General features: G+C 59.2%; 14 protein-coding genes. 9 read left to right on the top strand and 5 right to left on the bottom strand.

Going from position 1 to position 18,474, the window contains the following annotated elements; translation table 11 throughout:
• Positions 1 to 14: 14 nt before the first annotated feature.
• On the bottom strand, positions 15 to 3,467 hold the full coding sequence (locus ACQUQP_RS17080) for an acyl-[ACP]--phospholipid O-acyltransferase (RefSeq protein WP_432696240.1): 3,453 nt from the start codon (positions 3,465 to 3,467) through the stop codon (positions 15 to 17).
• 215 nt (positions 3,468 to 3,682) lie between these two features.
• Here ACQUQP_RS17080 and ACQUQP_RS17085 point away from each other — a divergent pair, with 215 nt between their 5' ends.
• Complete coding sequence (locus ACQUQP_RS17085; RefSeq protein WP_432696241.1) at positions 3,683 to 4,726, top strand: FUSC family protein; 1,044 nt, start codon at positions 3,683 to 3,685, stop codon at positions 4,724 to 4,726.
• Positions 4,727 to 4,762: 36 nt separating this feature from the next.
• Positions 4,763 to 5,497 carry a helix-turn-helix domain-containing protein gene (locus ACQUQP_RS17090; protein WP_432696242.1) on the top strand — a complete coding sequence of 245 codons (735 nt, stop codon included), beginning with the start codon at positions 4,763 to 4,765 and terminating at the stop codon, positions 5,495 to 5,497.
• 30 nt (positions 5,498 to 5,527) lie between these two features.
• Here the strand turns inward: ACQUQP_RS17090 and ACQUQP_RS17095 are convergent, their stop codons facing one another.
• The 3 genes from ACQUQP_RS17095 to phnW form a co-directional block, all read right to left on the bottom strand.
• The gene (locus tag ACQUQP_RS17095; RefSeq protein WP_432696243.1) at positions 5,528 to 6,067 is read right to left on the bottom strand and encodes a DnaJ domain-containing protein; all 540 of its coding nucleotides are present in this window, start codon (positions 6,065 to 6,067) and stop codon (positions 5,528 to 5,530) included.
• Between the two features lie 157 nt (positions 6,068 to 6,224).
• Positions 6,225 to 7,463, bottom strand: coding sequence for an MFS transporter (locus tag ACQUQP_RS17100; RefSeq protein ID WP_432696244.1), 1,239 nt, complete (start codon positions 7,461 to 7,463; stop codon positions 6,225 to 6,227).
• Between the two features lie 364 nt (positions 7,464 to 7,827).
• Positions 7,828 to 8,964 (bottom strand): 2-aminoethylphosphonate--pyruvate transaminase, encoded by a 1,137-nt coding sequence (gene phnW / locus ACQUQP_RS17105; RefSeq protein ID WP_432696245.1) that lies wholly within the window; start codon positions 8,962 to 8,964, stop codon positions 7,828 to 7,830.
• Between the two features lie 132 nt (positions 8,965 to 9,096).
• On the opposite strand from phnW, the gene ACQUQP_RS17110 reads away from it, so the two are divergent.
• The 7 genes from ACQUQP_RS17110 (at position 9,097) to ACQUQP_RS17140 (ending at position 17,758) form a co-directional block, all read left to right on the top strand.
• A complete protein-coding gene (locus tag ACQUQP_RS17110) occupies positions 9,097 to 9,999 on the top strand; it encodes a LysR substrate-binding domain-containing protein (protein ID WP_432696246.1) in 903 nt (300 codons plus the stop codon).
• A 523-nt stretch (positions 10,000 to 10,522) separates the two neighbouring features.
• On the top strand, positions 10,523 to 11,572 hold the full coding sequence (locus tag ACQUQP_RS17115; protein ID WP_432696247.1) for a putative 2-aminoethylphosphonate ABC transporter substrate-binding protein: 1,050 nt from the start codon (positions 10,523 to 10,525) through the stop codon (positions 11,570 to 11,572).
• A gap of 65 nt (positions 11,573 to 11,637) precedes the next feature.
• The gene (locus ACQUQP_RS17120; RefSeq protein WP_432696248.1) at positions 11,638 to 12,804 is read left to right on the top strand and encodes a putative 2-aminoethylphosphonate ABC transporter ATP-binding protein; all 1,167 of its coding nucleotides are present in this window, start codon (positions 11,638 to 11,640) and stop codon (positions 12,802 to 12,804) included.
• A gap of 14 nt (positions 12,805 to 12,818) precedes the next feature.
• The gene (locus tag ACQUQP_RS17125) at positions 12,819 to 14,528 is read left to right on the top strand and encodes a putative 2-aminoethylphosphonate ABC transporter permease subunit (protein WP_432696249.1); all 1,710 of its coding nucleotides are present in this window, start codon (positions 12,819 to 12,821) and stop codon (positions 14,526 to 14,528) included.
• Positions 14,529 to 14,732: 204 nt separating this feature from the next.
• Complete coding sequence (phnX, locus tag ACQUQP_RS17130; RefSeq protein WP_432696250.1) at positions 14,733 to 15,578, top strand: phosphonoacetaldehyde hydrolase; 846 nt, start codon at positions 14,733 to 14,735, stop codon at positions 15,576 to 15,578.
• On the top strand, positions 15,575 to 16,459 hold the full coding sequence (locus tag ACQUQP_RS17135) for an EamA family transporter (RefSeq protein WP_432696251.1): 885 nt from the start codon (positions 15,575 to 15,577) through the stop codon (positions 16,457 to 16,459). Before phnX ends, ACQUQP_RS17135 begins: the two co-directional genes overlap by 4 nt.
• A gap of 351 nt (positions 16,460 to 16,810) precedes the next feature.
• Complete coding sequence (locus tag ACQUQP_RS17140; protein WP_432696252.1) at positions 16,811 to 17,758, top strand: carbon-nitrogen hydrolase family protein; 948 nt, start codon at positions 16,811 to 16,813, stop codon at positions 17,756 to 17,758.
• 32 nt (positions 17,759 to 17,790) lie between these two features.
• On the opposite strand, the gene ACQUQP_RS17145 is transcribed toward ACQUQP_RS17140, so the two are convergent.
• Complete coding sequence (locus ACQUQP_RS17145) at positions 17,791 to 18,474, bottom strand: potassium channel family protein (RefSeq protein WP_432696253.1); 684 nt, start codon at positions 18,472 to 18,474, stop codon at positions 17,791 to 17,793.

The following is an 18,474-nucleotide window of genomic DNA, read 5'->3' on the forward strand; positions in this document are numbered from 1 at the left end:
CTGCTTCGCCTCCCTTAGGCCTGTGCGTCCAGCGCACATTGTTTCAGCCCCTTGTAATCGATCTTGCCGCTGCCCAGTTTCGGCAGCTCCTCAACAGCGATCACCTCTGAGGGAATCATCAGTGGGTTCACGCCGGTATCGATCATCTTCTGGCGCACGTCGTCAGCCGCACCGGTGACCAGCAGCACAACCTTCTCGCCCTTCTTGTCGTCTTTGATATTGGTGGCGGCGAACTCCATGCTTTCCGTATCCACTACGCCGGCCACGGCGGCTTCCACCGCGCCCAGGCTGATCATCTCGCCGCCGATCTTGGCAAAGCGGGAGTAGCGATCGACGATGGTCAGGAAACCATCCGTATCCAGATGCCCCTTGTCCCCGCTGCGGTACCAGCGGCGACCATCAAGCTCGACGATGGCATCGTCGGTTTTCTCCGGGTCGTTCAGGTAGCCCTGCATCACCTGGCCACCGGAAACCAGGATCAGACCATCTTCACCGGTGGGCAGGGTTTCCAGAGTTTCCGGATCGACGATGCGGAAGCAGCTACCCGGCAGCGGCAGACCCACACTGCCCTTCTTCTGGCCGGCCTGGAGCTTCCAGGTGTTCGGGTCCATCACATCGGGCACGTTGACGCTGGCCACCGGCGCGGTTTCGGTAGCGCCATAACCTTCGAAGATCGTTTTCTTGAACTTGAGCTCGAAGCTGTCGCGCACCTCGGCGGAGAGTTTTTCCGCACCGGCAACGATTACGCGCAGCGGCTCCAGCATCTCCGGCACCACCTTGCGGTTGCGGGTATACAGGCGCAGGAAGGTTGCAGTACCGCAGAGGATGCTGACCTTGTAGCGGTAGATCGCCTTGGCGATATTCAGCGCATCGGTGGGATCCGGATGACAGACCGCCGGAATCCCCTCCACCATCGGCAGCAGGCTGTTCACCGTCAGGCCAAAGGAGTGGAACAGCGGCAGGCAGGCCATCATGGCGTCATCGTTACGGGTGTTGAGCACATCGCTGATCTGCTTGATGTTACCCATCAGGTTGCGGTGGCTCAGCACCACGCCCTTGGGTGTGCCCTCACTACCGCTGGAGAAAAGGATCTGCGCCGGGCTTTCCAGTTTCACGCCACGACCATACAGCCGGCAAAGCAGCGAGGCTGGCAGCACATAAGCACCGATCAGAGCTCCGAGCAGACGGGTTTTGGTCATCTTCGCGCGCACATCTTCCAGGTACACGATTTTGGTACCGGCCAGCATGGCATCCATCTCGATACCGCGTGACTTGAGCTTTTTCGCAAAGCGGGTGGAGGTGTATACCGTATCGATAGAAGCGCTGCGGATCGCCGCCTGCACCGATTCCACACCGGCGGTGAAGTTCAGGTTCACCGCCGTCTGGCCGTTCAGCATCACCGCCAGGTTAGCCATGACACCGGCCGCACTGGAGGGCAGCAACAGACCCACATTCTGCTCACGGCAGATCTTTTTCATGCTGCGCGCCATAGCCGTGGTACCGGCGATGACACGGGCGTTGCTATACTGGGCATCACCCATCGTATCGATCAGGCTAACCGCCCGCGGATGACGTTTGGCCTGCTTCAGCCAGGCCAGCGGCAGCGGCTCCAGGCTGGCGGTGTAGTCTTCCCAGCCATTCACCGACAGCTCGAACACTTTCTGTTTCAGTGCATCGGCCTTGGTTTCCAGCGGCAGCGGCTCGCCCAGTGCCACGATCACATTACGCTTAAAGCCATCGCGGGTGTTCTCGCGCAGCTTCTCACTGTGGGAGCGGGACAGGCGACTGCCCCAGAGGCCGCGCAGGTAGAAAGGTACGATCACACCCTCTTCCACATCCTCCACCGCCTTTTCATAGCCGTTGCGGAACAGGCCGAGATGACCGGTGCGGCTGATCGCTCCCTCAGGGAACAGGCAGACCACCTCACCGTTTTTCAGGCACTCGTTGACGCTGGCCAGCGCCCCCTGGCTGTTGCCGGCGCTGATCGGAATTGCGCCGAAAAACTTCAGGAACGGCTTCAGGTACCAGGTTTCATAGATGCTGCGCAGCATTACAAAGCGCACCGGGCGTGGGCAGGCGATCTGTACGATAGCCCAGTCGATCCAGCTGATATGGTTACCCAGCAGCAGCACACCACCGCGCTTGGGCAGGTTCTCCAGGCCAGATACGCTGACGCGGTAGCTGCGCTTGAGGATCACGCCGGCAAAGATACGCACCAGCGAGTGCGGCAGGCAGTAGAAGGTATAAGCAGCACCGGCGATGGCGGTGATCGCCAGCAGGTAGAACAGGCCACGGCTGCTGAAGCCGACCAGGGAGAACACCACGGTCAGCGCCAGAAAACCGAGCATCGCCAGGTTCTGAATCCAGTTGTTACCGGCCAGCACCGTACCCAGCTTGCTGGCCTGGGCGCTGTACTGAATCAGCGCATTCAGCGGCACGATAAACAGGCCACCGCAGACACCGAGCAGCAGCAACAGCGCAGCCAGAGACACCAGGCTCTCTGACACCGGCATCAGCAGCAGGCAGAGTGCGATACCGATGGCGCCCAGCGGCACCAGGCCCAGCTCGATATGAGCGCGGGACGCACGCCCCGCCGTGACGGAGCCGATCAGAATACCGATACCGCTCACCGCCAGCAGGCCCTGAATCACCAGGGTGTTGGTTTCGGCCAGCACCTCTTTGGCGTAGGCCGGAAACGCCGCCAGTACCACCTGGGAGATCGCCCAGAACATGGCCAGGCCCACAATGGAGAGCCAGATCGCCCGGTTGCCACGAATCGCACCGATATTGCCACGCAGGTAACCGCCGGTGACGTAGGTCTTGAAGCTGAAGGTTTTGCCTGGCTCCCCCGCTTCACGCCTGGGCAGGCGACCCGCCAGAATCCACTCCACAAAAGACAGCGCCACCAGCACCAGACCCAGGGGGGCGATGGCATGCATCACCTCGGTGGTGCTGGAAAAATCCGGCTGGTAGAAATGCTCGAACAGCGCTGAAAACGCGAAGGTACCGCCCAGAATCGAGATAATCGTGGTCGCCTGCACCAGCGCGTTACCCTGGGCCAGACGCTCATCCCCAAGCAGCTCGCGTATATAGCCGTACTTGGCCGGCGAGTAGATCGCACTCTGAATCGACAGCAGCAGGGTCAGGCCGAACGCCACCCAGAACCAGCCCGCCAGATAGCTCAAGCCGATCAGCGCGGTGCCGCCGACCGCCGCCAGCGCGCCGTAGCGCATCACGCTGGGTTTGGGGAAACGGTCGGAGAGAAAGCCGGAGGGGGAGAACAACAGGATAAACGGCAATAGGATCAGGCCGTTGATCACGGCTGTCAGTATCACCTGCACGTCGCCATCCCAGGTTTTGAAGATGGTGTTCTGAATTACGATTTTGTGGCCAAGATCCACAAAGGCGTTGAGGAACACCACCAGCAGGTAGGCGATAAATCCCTTAACCTTCAAGAGCTGATTCATAGTGGGCAGATTCCAGTTTCTGTGCGGTTAGTCGTTCTGCCATTCTGGTCAGAACCACACCTGGTACAACTTCCTTATTTATAGTTGCGTCATAAACGCCACAAGGTATTACATATTAATACCTAACTTCGCTAAACTCCCGTTCTGCAGTCTCGCACCTCCCTGTTCTGCAGTGGGCTGCTACTCTGATCTTATACTCTAGAAGGCCAGCGACGATGAGCGAGCAACGGCGGTTTTCTGCAGCCCGGCAGATGTTCACTGACTTTTTCCAGATTAAACAACATGCCCGCCCCTGGCACCTGCCGGTGATGACCGGCCTTTGCGCGCTGATCCCGGCGCTGGTCGGCGCTTTTTACGGCGCCTTCAGCCTGGGGGTGATCGGCTGTTTGGGAACGATGATCTTTATCTACATCCCTCAGGCCACTCTGGCGAAAAGGCTGTTCACCCTGCTGATGGTCGCCATCGGTTTCCAGCTCTCCTACTACCTCAGCGCCACCGCTTCCGAAACACTGCCGGGCGCCGTGTTGATCCTGTTTCTGATCACTTTCGCTATGACGCTGGTGGTGCGCCTGCTACGGGTAGCGCTGCCGGGGCGCTTCTTCTTTGTGCTGGTCGCCACCACCGCCACTATTCAGGCGCCGGAAATGCCCCCCGTTGACGAGCGACTGCTGATATTGGGCCTGGGCAGCCTGACCGCCATGCTCGGCATGCTGATCTATCACCTGCTGGTACCGGTCAACCCGGCCGCTGGCCCGCCCAAGCTGCCGCCCAACCAGAGCGCGGAGGATCCATGGAGTGCCACCCTGGCCGATGGCCTGTGCAGTGCACTGTTTGTCGCCCTCACCTTCTACATCGCCAGTGAACTGGAGCTGCTCAAACCTTACTGGGCCACCATCGCCTGCGCCGCGATTCTGCAGGGCAACTCCCTGCAGCATATGTGGCAGCGCCAGGCGCAACGCATCGTTGGCACCGCCCTGGGCCTGGGTGTTGCCTGGCTGCTGTTCAGCTTTCAGCCTTCGACACTGGTGCTGGCCCTGGCCATCGGCCTGTTCAACGTCGCCATCCAGTCGCTGGTGGTGCGTAACTACGCCCTGGCGCTGGTGTTTATCACGCCAATGACGCTGATCTTTTCCGAAGCTTCCTCGCTGCAGACCGACCTCGGCACGCTGATCGAAGAGCGCTTTGTCGAAACCGTGCTCGGCAGCCTGATGGGCTTTATCGGTGGCTGGGTGCTGCACCGGCTGCTGAAGCAGGGCTGATTACCGCTTAATGATCCACACACCAAGGACTACACCATGGCTCGTCAGACCAAACCGCTGATCGATACCCTCAAGCGCTGCCTGAAAGCCAATAGCAAAACCTACGCCGATGTAGCGGTTGCACTGGAGCTGTCGGAAGCCAGCGTCAAGCGGCTGCTCTCCACCAACCAGCTGTCGCTGGAGCGGCTCGATGCGATCTGTCAGCTGATGGGGATGGAAATCACCGACCTGGTGAAACAGATGGAGGAGAATTCCGGCCGGATCGAGCAGCTGACCGTGGAACAGGAGCGGGAGATCGCCGGTGACCTGACACTGCTGCTGGTCGCCGTCTGCGTACTCAACCGCTGGACGCTGGAGCAGATTCTCAGCGTGCATAAACTCGACGAACACCTGTGCATCCAGAAACTGGCGCGGCTGGACAGGCTGCAGATCATCGACCTGCAGCCCAGAAACCGGATCAAGCTGAAGGTGGCCGCCAATTTCAACTGGATCGAGAACGGTCCTATCCAGCAGTTCTTTCAGCAGCGCATCGCCGCAGAGTATTTCAACTCCCGCTTTCAGCGCGAGGACGAAAGCCTGATCGTGCTCAACGGCATGCTGTCGAAGTCATCCAACCAGGCGTTCCAGCGTCGTATGCAGCGCCTGGCGCGGGAGTTCGAGGAGTTCAACCGGGAAGATGTAGCCCAGGAGTTCGATGACCGCCACGGCGCCACGGTGATCATTGCGATCCGGGGTTGGCGCTATGGGCTGTTTAATCCCGGCGCCGATTAAACACTGCACGCATACCGGGGAAAACCCCGTTCAGGATACGCGACTTAACAGCTCATCACGGGCGGCGGTGATCTTCACAAACTGCTCCTGGCTGCCACCGGCATCAGGGTGGTGTTTCTGCGCCAGCCGCCGGTAAGCGCTCTTGATCTGCGCCACATCAAGCGGCCCCTCGGCCGGCAGATCCAGGGATTCACGATGGCCACGTTCGGCGTACTGCTCAAAAGGGCTTGGCTCTGCCGCCATGCGCCGCCGGTTAAACAGGACAAACGCTTCCTGCTCGCGCTGCTGTGCCTCACGCCTCAGCCTGCGGGATTCGCGCCGCAGCTCCACCTGGTCACGCTGCCAGCGCTGGCGGGACATGACCCTGCAGGCGGCAAAGTTCACCTGCCCTTTCTCTTCCAGCGCATCCAGACTGATCGGCCCGACCATCTCATAGGGCTCATCGAGCCAGGCCTGGCGACCCTGAGGGCCATCTTCTATCCGCTCAATGCTGACCGTATCAACCACGCCAAGGCTGGGGCTCCAGATCACCCAGAATTCCTCTTCGGAGGATGGCGGAATATGCGACATAAGCGGCCCCGTTTGACGGTGAATGTGACAAATGTAGGTATGGTTCAGGCAATTCATTAACGAATTGCAAAATACACACCAGCGGACCGGGCCAGTCTTGGAGAGGAGGTAAGCAATTCCGCCCTGGCCTTGCACCAGGGCGGCGATTATTAAGAGATCAGGATGCGGCCATCTGCGCCGGCTGAGCCGAACTGCGTCGACTGATTCCCATGCTGAGCAGCGCCAGGGCACCGGAGCCGATCAGCAACGCGGCGCTGACTGAAAATGCGCTCTCGAAACCCCAGTGGTCAAATAGCACACCGCCCACCGTGGAGCCCAGCCCAATCGCCAGCTGGACGATGGCAACCATCAGACCGCCGCCGGCTTCGGCATCGTCCGGCATCGACTGGGACACCCAGGTCCACCAACCCACCGGCGCGGAAGTCGCCACCAGCCCCCAGACAAACAGCACCGGCAACACAACACCCAGCTGATCGCCAAACTGAACCAGCGCCACACCACAGATCGCCAGAATCACCGGCATCGCCATCAGCGCGCGGTAGATATTGCCTTTAAGCACGCTGCTGATCAGCGACGTACCGATAAATCCGGCCACGCCGATCATCAGTAGCACCAGCGTCAGCAGCTGCTCGCTGACACCTGTCTCGCCTTCCAGAAACGGTCGGATATAGGTGTACAGCGTGAACTGCCCCATAAACAGCAGCGCCGTGGCAAAAAAGCCAACCGCCACCATACTGCGCTTAAGCGGGCGAAAAATATGATGTAGCTTGCGGCCCTGGGTTTCGGCGGGCATCGACGGCAATTTTATCCACTGCCAGAGCAGCGCAATCAGCGCTACCGGTACCAGAAACATAAAGGCACCGCGCCAGCTCACCAGCGCCCCCAGGAAACTGCCCAAGGGCGCTGCAATCACCATCGCCAGCGCATTACCACCGTTAAAGATCGCCAGCGCCCTGGGCACCTTATCCATCGGTACCATGCGCATGGCCGCCGATGCGGACATGGACCAAAAGCCGCCCAGAGCAACACCAACCAGGGCGCGACCGACCATATAAACCAGGTAGTTCGGCGCCAGCGCAATCAATACGCCAGACACCAGCATCACGCCGGTCAGCGCCACCAACACCTTTTTACGATCCAGCTTTCCGGCAAGCGATGAAACGGACAGCGCGACAATCACCGCGAACACGCCAGACATGGAGATCCCCTGACCGACAGCGCCTTCACTCACCCCCAACCCTGCGGCCATGGGCGTCAGCAGACTGACCGGCATAAACTCTGCGGCCACCATCACAAAGGCGCATAGGGACATGGCAAACACGCCACTCCAGTTGGCTTCTTTAACACCTTCTTCCGCACCGCCGGATGCCTGATTGCTGGTATTGGCTAAATCCACTTTTCTGCTCTCGAATATCTTTTGTAGAACCACAACCACACAAATCAGAGCGCCTGTCTGGTGCCGCGTAGTTCTCCGGTTCAGGGGGATAACCGCTGTTAAAGGAGTAACGCCGGTCTAAGGAGCCGATATTAGAGCGAAAATATGTAAAGAAGAGGTAGCAAGTTCCTCCTTCAGACTTGCCTGATCCTGCGAACTTACATCGCCGATGAAGTCACTAGAGATAAAACCTCAAGATCTAAACGCCAGAGCGATAACAGAAGCCGAACAGATCGGAAGCGAGAGGAAGTGAAGCACCGCCGTGGGTGATGAACAACCAGAAACAGGGAGCCCCGGAGAGTTCCGGGGCTGAATTATAACCAGATCAGACCGCTGCGGCCTGGACGGAACTGCGCCAGTAGCAGCACTGCTCGACCGCTTCGATCAGCTGCTGGATATCTTCGGGCATCACATTGCCTATATTGCCGACGCGGAAGCAGTCCGCCGCCGATACCTTGCCCGGGTAGATCACAAACCCCCGCGCCTTCAGAAGGTCATAGAACTGCTTGAAGCTGTACTCATCATCTGTCGGGCTGTAGAAAGAGGTAATAATCGGTGACATCACCGTATCATCCAGCAACGTCTCGAACCCAAGCCCGCGCATCCCTTCCACCAGTACGCGGTGATTTTCGCGATAACGCAGGGCACGCGCCGCCACTCCGCCCTCTTCATCCAGCTCGTTCAGCGCCTGGGCAAAAGCACGCACCACATGAGTCGGCGAGGTAAAGCGCCACTTGCCGTTATTCTCCTCCATGCACTTCCACTGGCTGTAGAGGTCCAGGCTAAGCGAGCGCGCACGACCCTCGGTTTCCAGCATCGCCTCGATACGCGCGATAACGAACCCGAACCCCGGAACTCCCTGTATGCACTTGTTCGCACTGCTGATCAGGAAATCGATCTCCAACTCGGCCACATCCATCTCGATGCCACCAAAGCTGCTCATCGCATCGACAATAAAGGTTTTTCCCGCCGCCTTGGCCAATGCACCTACCGCCGCAATCGGATTGAGCATACCGGTGGTGGTCTCGCAATGAACAACCGCCACGTGCGTAATACCCGGGTCGGTCTGCAGCAGAGTTTCCAACGCGGCCAGATCAGGCAACTCGGTTTCCCCAGCATCGATCAGGTGAAGCGGAATGTTCAGATAGCTGGCGATCTCGGCGATGCGGCTGCCGTAAACGCCGTTTGCCAACACCACCAGTTTGCCGTCTGCCGGGATCGCGGACCCGATCACCGCCTCAACACAGGCCGTGCCGCTGCCCTGCATCAGTACCGAGGTATAACCGGGCTTAGCAGTAGCCAGCGCCACCAGACGGGCGCGGACTTGCTGCACTACGCCGTTGTAATCGTCATCCCAGGTGCAGGCGTCGGCCAGCATCTTGCGCTTAACGCTCGCAGTGGTGGTCAACGGGCCCGGGGTGAGAAGGAAATAGGGAGTTTCAGGAAGATCGATCGGGGTCATAGCCTTACCTTGCTGATGCGTTCATCTGAGAAAGGGTTTTACACTCTGCCCTCAGTTGTAATAACTTTTATTTTTCTGAACAAATCGATAATTCATATCTTTAACATCGGTATTACCTATAAATGGTCGACTATGAATAATGCCCAGATCCGCGCCTTCCATGCTGTTGCCAGCCAGGGCAGTTACACCAAAGCCGCCGAGCTGCTTCATGTCACCCAGCCAACGCTGTCGGACCATGTGAAAGCGCTGGAAGAGCGTTACGGCGTCAAACTGTTCCAGCGCCAGGGGCGTGGCGTTAAGTTGACCGGCCTCGGCCGCGCACTGCTGGACATCACCCGACGCCAGTTCTATCTGGAAGCGGAAGCGGAACAGCTGCTGACCAGGGCCCAGGGTCTGCTCAGCGGCAGGATCTTTGTCACCGCAGACAGCCCCTACCTGGTGGTGCCACTACTGGGCGACTTTTATCGCCGTTATCCCGGCATAGAGATCTCGGTGCACTTCGGCAACAGTGAGAGGGTGCTGCAGGACTTGAAAGCCCACCGCGCCGACATCGGCGTGATGCCGGAATATATCGAAGACAGCCAGATGCATGCCCAGGCCTATAAGAAGGACCAGGTGGTGGTCCTCGTGCCCAGCGGTCATGAGTGGGCGCGCCGCAGCAGCATCCAGTTCGAGGAACTCAACGGACAGCGCCTGATCATGCGCGAGCAGGGCTCGACCACCCGGGCGATTTTCGAGCAGGCGATGCGCCGCTATGAGATCAGACCTGGCACCACACTGGAGATCGGTAGCCGCGAGGGGATGCGGGAGGCGGTCGCAGCAGGGCTTGGTATCGGCTACATAAGCGCCAGCGAAGTGGGCCATGACAACCGCATCCATCCCCTGGTCGTGCGCGACGCTGCGCTGAACGTCACCGAGTATTTTGTCTGCCTCAAAGAGTCCTACCCGATGCCCACGATCAGTGCATTTTTTGAACTGCTAAACAATACCCAGGATACCGCCGCGCTTGAGACGGACGCACAAAACCCAGCTTAGGCAAACCAAAATCTATCGACTCAACCTATGTCTTAGCACCACAAAGGCTCGCCCACACCCCATTAATGCACCAAAATAGAGCAAACTGACAGACTATCCTGGCCCGGGCTTCCCAGAAAAGCCCGGTTCACCCCCCGCTTACATGCAGCCTTACTTAAATGGCGTAGCTTTTGCTATCTCCTCGATCGATAAAACTGGCCGAAGATAACTCTTAACAGGGTGTTTTAAGGCTTTTCACAGTGCTGGCGAAAACCTAGGAAAACAAAACTCTCCCAACAATCAGCGCCACACAGAACGCTGTAGAGCAGGTTTATCTCCCTGTTTTTAAAGCCACCCCCTTGACCTGCCCTGTCGCGAGCTCGGCGGGCACGCTGCGTTGAGACCCAATAACAACGCCAAAAAACACATCGGTAAAACCTATGCTTTGTATAATAAATTACGATTTGTCCGCCCCAGCTGAACGCCTTAAAAATGGTTGCTAACACGAACAGTCATGCGATTTCATTTTTTGAGGATCAACTGGATGAAAGATAAGCAAACAACGGAACTACTCTCCCGCGTCATCAAGTCCACGCTCGCTACCGCACTGATCGGCCTGTCTCTGAATGCCCAGGCAAGCCAGACCGAACTGACTGTCTATACTGGCCTGGAAGCCTCCGATCTGAAAAAGTATGCGGAGCGCTTCAACGAAGACCACCCCGATATCAAGATCAACTGGGTGCGTGACTCCACCGGCATCATCACGGCCAAACTGCTGGCTGAAAAAGAGAATCCACGCGCCGACGTAATCTGGGGCCTGGCCGGCACCAGCCTGCTGCTCCTGAACGAGGAAGATATGCTGGAGCCCTACGCACCCAAGGGCGTCGAGCAGCTGTCTGAAGGCTTCAAGGATGCCGCAGCAGAACCGGCCTGGACCGGTATGGATGCCTGGGTCGCGTCAATCTGCTTTAACCCCTACGAAGCGGAAAAATATGACCTGCCCAAACCGGAAAGCTGGGAAGACCTGCTCAAGCCGGTTTATCAGGGTCACCTGATCATGCCGAACCCCGCCTCCTCCGGCACCGGCTACCTGGATGTATCCAGCTGGCTGCAGATGTTCGGTGAAGAGAAAGGCTGGGAGTACATGGACGGCCTGCACGCCAACATCGCCCGTTACACCCACTCCGGCTCCAAACCCTGCAAACTCGCTGCCTCTGGTGAAATCCCCATCGGTATCTCCTTCGCCTTCCGCGCAGCAAAGCTGAAGGAGAAAGGCGCCCCGCTGGATGTGATCGTGCCCACCGAAGGCGTCGGTTGGGAACTTGAAGCCGCAGGCATAGTGCGCGGCACCAAAAACCTGGAAGCCGCCAAGACACTGATGGACTGGTCCGTTACCCGCAAGGCCAACGAACTCTATAACGAAGGCTTTGCCGTCGTAGCCATGCCGGGTGTCGCCAAGCCGGTGAAACATTTCCCGCCGGAAATTACCGAGCGTATGATCAAAAACGACCTGCAGTGGGCTGCATCGAACCGCGCCCAGATTCTTGAGGAGTGGTCTTCCCGCTACGACTCAAAGTCAGAAGCGAAAGAGTGACCCCGCCCGCCCCGGCCTGCAGCGCCGGGGCATCGGCCCCTCGATTTAGAATGTCTGGAGTGACCATGTCAGAAGCACGCCGAGCCTCAGTATCCACCGAGCCTCATAACAGCCAGCCCGCTGCGGCCAAAGTTGTCAGCCACGCTGCCTCAAAAACAGCGCCCTATCTGCAGGTACATGACCTGAGCAAGAAGTATGGCGACTTCGTAGCCCTTAACCAGGTATCCCTGAATGTCAGCGAAGGCGAGTTTATCTGCTTTCTAGGCCCCTCCGGCTGCGGTAAGACCACACTCTTGCGGGCAATCGCCGGGCTAGAGTTTCAGACAGCGGGCAGCATCATCCAAGATGGCCTGGATGTCTCATGGCTGCCGCCCAACAAGCGCGATTTCGGCATAGTGTTTCAGTCCTACGCGCTCTTCCCTAACCTGACGGTGGCGCAGAATATCGCCTTCGGCCTGCAAAACCTGGGCGTTGCCAAACAGGAGATCGGTGTAACCGTTGCCAAACTTCTGGACAACATCGGCCTGCCTGACGCGGGAAACAAGTACCCCGGTCAGCTTTCCGGCGGTCAGCAGCAGCGCGTGGCGCTGGCCCGAGCACTGGCGACATCGCCCAGCCTGCTGCTGCTCGACGAGCCCCTGTCAGCGCTGGATGCACAGGTTCGCGTACATCTGCGTCAGGAGATCAAACAGCTGCAGCATCAATTGGGCGTAACCACCATCATGGTGACCCACGACCAGGAAGAGGCGATGTCTATGGCTGACCGGATCGTGGTGATGAATCACGGCCATATCGAACAGATCGGCACGCCTCAGGAGATCTACCAGAACCCGGCATCCGTGTTCGTGGCCAGGTTTGTCGGCACCATCAACCTGATCCCCTGCCGGGTAAGCGGGCCTGAACGGGTCGAACTAAACGGCATGCAGTTTCACGTTCCCACCACCAACCACCTGCTTCGCCACGAAGGGCAACTGGCGATAAGACCTGAGGATATCGAGCTGGTGGAGGATGATTCCAGCGAGGCGAATCTGCTCCGGGCAGAGGTGGAATCGGTAGAGTTTCTCGGCTCATTCGCACGGATCGAACTGCGCGGCGACAACGCGCTTAGGCTGACGGTGGACCTATCGATGCGCCAGATCCGCAGCCGCCAGATCGGAGCAGGCACTGCACTGACTCTGCGCCTGCCACCGGCATCGGTTCATCTGTTCAATACCGATTCAGCGACGGCCTGAGCGAGGATTTCACCATGACAACCGCAAAACACCGCACCGTGCACGCGCCGTTTCGCACCAGCCCGCAGCTGAGCGCCGACCAGATGCTACTGCGCGGCTGCGCCCTGTTTTCCGCCCTGGTGCTGCTGATCGCCGTGCTGTTCCCGCTCTACAGCATGCTCGCCAAGAGTGTGCAGAACCGCGACGGCGAGTTTATCGGCGTGGCAAACTTCGCCCAGTATTTCAGCAACTCATCCCTGGTGGATGCGATAGGCAATTCGCTCTGGGTGGCCGCGCTGTCGACCCTTATCGCCCTGCTGCTTGCCTTCCTTTACGCCTACGGCCTCAGCCGCACCTGCATGCCGTTCAAGGGGCTGTTCAAAACCCTGAGCCTTATTCCGCTGCTGGCACCCTCGCTGCTGCCGGCGATCAGCCTGGTCTACCTGTTCGGCAACCAGGGCATCATCCGTGAGGTGTTGATGGGCCAGACTATCTATGGCCCCATCGGTATCGTCATGGGGCTGGTGTTCTGGGTATTTCCATCAACGCTGATGATCCTGCTGACCTCCATGAAAATGGTCGACGGACGCCTCTATGAAGCCGCCGCGGTGCTTAAAACCAGCCCGATCAAAACCTTCTTCGTGGTGACTCTGCCGGGGGTCAAATACGGGCTGATCAGCGCCACCTTCGTAATTTTCACCCTGACACTGACCGACTTCGGCGTCGCCAAGGTGATCGGCGGCTCCTACAACGTTCTCGCCACCGACCTTTTCAAGCAGGTGATCGGCCAGCAGAATTTCCAGATGGGCGCGGTGGTCGGGCTACTGTTGCTGCTGCCCGCCGTGATCGCCTTCATGGTAGACCGCTACGCCAAACGCAAACAGGGTTCCGCCATGAACTCCCGCGCCGTGGTTTACACCCCCAAGCCGAACCCAGTGCGCGACCGCCTGTTCCTCGCCTACTGCAGCTTCATCGCCCTGCTGCTGGTGGGCATGCTGGCGATGGCCGCCTACGCCTCCTTCGTCACTTTCTGGCCCTATAACCTGTCGCTCTCCTTCGCCAACTACCAGTTTGACCAGATGGACGGCGGCGGCTGGGAAGCGTTCTACAACTCGCTGCGCATGGCGCTCTACACCTCGGTAATCGGCACCCTGTTTATCTTCATCTCCGCCTACGTGGTGGAGCGCTGCCAGGGCTTCAAGCCGGTCCTCAACCTGATCGGTGTCCTGACCCTGCTGCCGATGGCCGTGCCGGGAATGGTGCTGGGCCTGGCGTATATCTTCTTTTTCAACTCGCCGGATAACCCGCTGAACGGGCTCTACGGTGGCATGACCATCCTGGTACTGAGCACCATCGTGCACTACTACACCGTCAGCCATATCACCGCGGTGACCGCCATCAAGCAGATGGACCCGGAGATCGAAGCCGTCGGCGCCTCCCTGAAGGTGCCGCTGTACAAGGTGTTCACCCGCGTATCCCTGCCGCTGTGCCTGCCGGCGGTGCTGGAAATCTCCACCTACCTGTTCACTACGGCGATGACCACCGTGTCGGCGGTTATCTTCCTCTACTCCTCCGATACCAAGCTGGCTTCGGTGGCGGTGCTGAACATGGAGGGCGCCGGAGATATAGCACCCGCGGCCGCCATGGCGATGGTGATCGTCGCCACCTCGGCCGCGGTGAGAGCCCTGCACTGGCTGATCTGCCGCCGCCTGCTGCAACGCACCCAGAGATGGCGGGAATACTAAGCCACTGAGCCGCCCCGAGCAGCCCCTTAACCGAAGTAAATCGCCGCATCACCCAATCACTGCGCCTGCCCCTGAGACAGGGGCCTGGCAGGGTGCGGCCCGAGCTCAGCCTGACTTCAGTAAAAAACAGCGCAAGACCGACAACCGATCGCATAACTGCCTTAACAAAAAACAGCACATACTGGACCACCAAGGAGATCTCAGATGCCAAAGACAACCAGCCCCTACCTGTTCGAACGTCGCTACACCGGCCCGCTCGAAGCCGTGATCATGGACTGGGCCGGCACCACCGTGGACTTCGGTTCCATGGCGCCGATCCGCGCGTTCCAGCGGCTCTTTGCCGAAGAGGGTATTTCGATCAGCGAGGCGGAAGCCCGCGGCCCCATGGGCACTGAAAAGCGCGAACATATCCGCCAGCTCTGCGCCCACCCCCGTATCAACGAGGCATGGACCGCACTCAAGGGTGCCGCCCCGTCCGAGGCCGATATCGACCGGATGTATGACGACTTCGTGCCGCTGCAGATCGACTCCATCTCGCAAACAGCCAGGCTGATCCCGGGCCTGACCGAAGCCCTTAAGTGGATGCGCGGCCAGAATATCCGCGTCGGCGCCAACACCGGCTACGCCGCCAGCATGATCGAGGGCCTGGTCGCCATGGCGGCGGAACAGGGCTACAGCCCGGACAGCAACGTCTGTGCAACGGAAGTTCCCAAGGGTCGCCCCTACCCGTACATGAGCATGAAGAACGCCATGGACCTGGGCGTTAAGCACCTGGGCGCCTGCGTGAAGATCGACGATACCCTCACAGGCATCGAAGAGGGCCTGAACGCCGGTATGTGGACCATCGGTGTCGCCATCAGCGGTAACGAAGTGGGACTCAGCCTGGAGGAGTGGAACGAGCTGGACGCCAGCGAACAGGCATCACGACGCACTGCTGCCTATGCCCGCATGAGCAGCGCCGGCGCCCATTACGTGATCGACAGCATCGCTGATGTGATCCCCTGCCTTCAGGCGATCAACCAGCGCCTGTCCCAGGGTGAGAAGCCGTGACAGCCCAGGCTATCGCCCTGATTCTGGTTTCAGCCCTGCTACATGCGGGCTGGAACCTGATCGGTAAGCGTACCGCACAGACGGTACGCTTTTACGCCTTTGCCATGGGCTTTGGCATGCTGATTTTCAGCCCGCTGCTGGTCAGAGCCTGGGACGATGTGATCGACATGCCGGCCGCTTTCTGGCTGCTACTGATCCTGTCTGGCCTGTGCCAGACGCTATACATGACCGGGCTCTCCTATGCCTACCGCGCCGGTGACCTGAGCCTGGTCTATCCGCTGGCGAGAGCGATACCGGTGCTGCTGGTGCCGATGCTGGTCCTGCTGATCTACGGCCAAAGCGCACTGGATCTGCAGGATGTGGTCGGCATGCTGCTGATCATCCTCGGTTCCCTCGCCCTGCCGTTGAACCACTGGCGCAACTTCCAATTTCGCAACTACTGTACCCCCGCTATCGGCTGGGTGTTGATGGCCGCCAGCGCCACCGCCGGCTACTCACTGGTGGACAGCATGGCCATCGGCATGATGACCGAGAGCGGTATCGACGCTTTCAGCGCCGGCAGCAGCTTTGTCGTGCTGCAGGCCGCTGCGACCCTGCTCTGGATGCTGCCTTTCGTTCGCCTGGTGATGAAGGAGTCACTGCGCAAGATTCCAGATATCGGTATGACCGCCCTGGCCGGCAGTTTCATTATCGGCACCTACCTGCTGATTCTGATCAGCATGTCGATGGTGAACGAGGTCAGCTACGTGGTGGCCCTGCGCCAGATCAGCATCCCGCTCGGCGTTGCCATCGGCGTGATCTGGCTGCGCGAACCGGTCAGCACTCCCCGCCTTCAGGGACTGCTGCTGATGCTGACTGGGCTGGTTATGGTGTCTTTATAGCACTTCCAACACCTCGTTCAGGCTGCGGCCGACCACTATTGCCCTGACGGTACCGATCTATCAGAAGCTCGATGTAATCGGCCGCTAACCAATCAGGCTGACGCTGGGCGTAATCACCGGACTGATACTGACGCTGGTCTCCTCCACGGTACTGGATCACCTGTTCCCTCGACCTGACGAGCTGGCCAGCAGTCCGCTGGCTCGATTAGCCATCCCTCTCACCTGCGTCTACGCTGAATAACTTTAGACAGACCGGTTTCTCTGCTCCCTGGACGTAATGATCAAACAGCACCCGACACGTCACAGCAGCCCCTTGGTCCTGTCATCACCCGACTGAAGGCGGACCGCAAGATGCACACAAAGGTTGCGATTGCACAGAAACCACCGGTATTACTCGACCTCAAGGCGACCATGGAGCGCGCCCTGGAAACACTGGAAGAGGCCGCATCCAGCGGCGCAAAGCTGGTCGTCTTTCCCGAAGCCTACCTGCCCGGCTACCCCACCTGGATCTGGCGCCTGCGCCCCGGCGGCGATATGGCACTGGGCAACCGGCTGCACGCCCTGCTGCGCGATAACGCCGTCGATATTGGCTCCGGTGGGCTGGATAAACTCCGCGATGCGGCGGCCAAACACAAGGTTGTGGTCGTGATGGGGATGAACGAGGTTGATTCCGCCTACAGTGGCAGCACCCTGTTCAACACGGTGGTCGTCATCGGCAGCGATGGCCAGATTCTCAACCGCCACCGCAAGCTGATGCCCACCAACCCGGAGCGGATGGTCTGGGGCATGGGCGATGCTTCAGGCCTCAGAGTGGTCGATACGCCGGTGGGCCGCATCGGCTGCCTGATCTGCTGGGAGAGCTACATGCCCCTGGCCCGCTTTGCGCTCTATGCGCAGAACATCGATATCTACATCGCGCCCACCTGGGACAGTGGCGACACCTGGATCGCTTCAATGAATCATATCGCCCGCGAAGGCGGCTGCTGGGTACTCAGCACCGCCACCGCACTGGAAGGAAAAGACGTGCCGGCGGATATTCCGGAACGGGACAGCCTGTTTAACGATGACGAATGGATCAACCCCGGCGACGCCGCCATCATCAAACCCTTCGGGGGCGTGATCGCCGGCCCGCATCACAGGGATAAAAGCATCCTCTACGCCGATATCGCTCTGAAAGATGCGCGCAACGCCAGGAAGCCGCTGGATGTGGCCGGGCACTATGGCCGACCGGACATTTTCCAGTTGGAAGTGGACCGCAGCGTCAAACCGCCGGTGTTGTTCAAGGATAAACCTGACTGAGTCTGGCTGGCTTCACATGGCTGGCGCTCTGCTCAATCAGCCGCTTCAGTATCGTCTTCATTTCCATTCGAGCGCTGCTCAAGCTGCTTTTTTAAAGCCGGCAGGCGTTCACTGCGGATGATGACTACGATCTCATCATCGACCTGAATATGTTCGGTCTCATCCGGCAACACCAGCTTCTCATCACGGTACAGACAGATGATCCGTGTGCTCTTGGGCAGGCTCAGCTCGCTGATCGAACCCGCTTCGCACTCGGTGGCGAAAAACGAGAAAACTTCAGCGTCCGAATGGATGATGGCGGACAGTTCCAGGCTTTTTTCACCCTTGATCATATTCACCAGATGACGCGCCACCGCCCGGTTTGGCGCCACCGTATCCTCAAGCCCCAGTTCCACGCAGATATGCTCGAACTCCGGCGCCGTCACCAGCAGAATCACCCGCTTGAACTTCAGTGAGCGGGCGACCAGAGCGGCGATGATGTTGTCGCGCTCGTTATTGAGCAGCGCAAACAGTGCGTCGGTGCCGGCCGGGTCCGCCTGTTCCAGCACGTCGGGCAGACTGCCGTCGCCATGCAGAAAACCGCAGTCGATCTGCTCCGCAAGCTCGTCGATCCGGGCCTTGCTCTTCTCGACCAGCACCACATCGAAGCCTTCATCAAGCAACATGCGTGCGGTGGCCAGCGTCAGCGTGTTGGTTCCCAGAAATACAAATCTCAT

Origin of the sequence: Marinobacterium sp. YM272 (assembly GCF_050908845.1) — a bacterium.
In the GTDB taxonomy this organism is placed as follows: Bacteria; Pseudomonadota; Gammaproteobacteria; order Pseudomonadales; family Balneatricaceae; genus Marinobacterium_D.